Genomic DNA, 811 nt, shown 5'->3' with positions numbered 1-811 from the left:
GCAGCCAGATCAACGGCACCTACGGCTACCTGACCCTGGATGCGGCAGGCAACGCGCTGTATCACAGCTACCCGAATACGGTGAGTGGCCCGGGTGCGAGCGACGTGTTCACCTACACCCTGCGCGATGGTGACGGTGATGAAAGCACCACCACGATCACCATCGACGTGCACAACAGCTGCCTGGTGGCGGCCAGCGACCAGGACGTGACCGTCTACGAAAATGCCCTGGAGCAACCATGCAGCACCGGCGAAACTGCCAGCGGCACACTCGTCGGCGCGGTCCACGGCGGCAGCGGCACCATCACCTACAGCCTGGTCAGCAATGCCGTCGGCACCTACGGCCAACTGCTGCTACACCCGGACGGCAGCTACACCTACACCCTGACTGCGCCAGCCAGCACCACACCGCCGGCCAACGATGGCGCCAACACCCTGCACGAAACCTTCACCTACCAGGCCACTGACGCCCTGGGCAACTTCGCCACCAGCACCATCGTGGTCAACATCGTCGATGACGTACCGACCGCTACTGCCGACATTGCGTCCGTGGGAGAGGGCGGCTACATCGGTGGCAACGTGATCTGGAACGACCACGTGGGGGCCGACGGCCAGTTCGCTGGCGGTGGTGTGGTCGGCGTGCGCGCTGGCGACGACACCTCGACCCCGGTGCATGGCGGCGTGGGCAGCCAGATCAACGGCACCTACGGCTACCTGACCCTGGATGCGGCAGGCAACGCGCTGTATCACAGCTACCCGAATACGGTGAGTGGCCCGGGTGCGAGCGACGTGTTCACCTACACCCTGCGCGA

1 protein-coding gene is annotated in these 811 nt (G+C 65.1%); it reads left to right on the top strand.

Going from position 1 to position 811, the window contains the following annotated elements; genetic code table 11:
• The coding region (locus tag SOP85_RS30990) for an Ig-like domain-containing protein (RefSeq protein ID WP_323629404.1) at positions 1 to 811 on the top strand (811 nt) is incomplete at both ends.

Source organism: Pseudomonas sp. YuFO20, from assembly GCF_035064975.1.
GTDB lineage: Bacteria > Pseudomonadota > Gammaproteobacteria > Pseudomonadales > Pseudomonadaceae > Aquipseudomonas > Aquipseudomonas putida_AE.
Note: the sequence above shows the minus strand (reverse complement) of the source record. Positions and strands in the feature narration are given on the sequence as shown.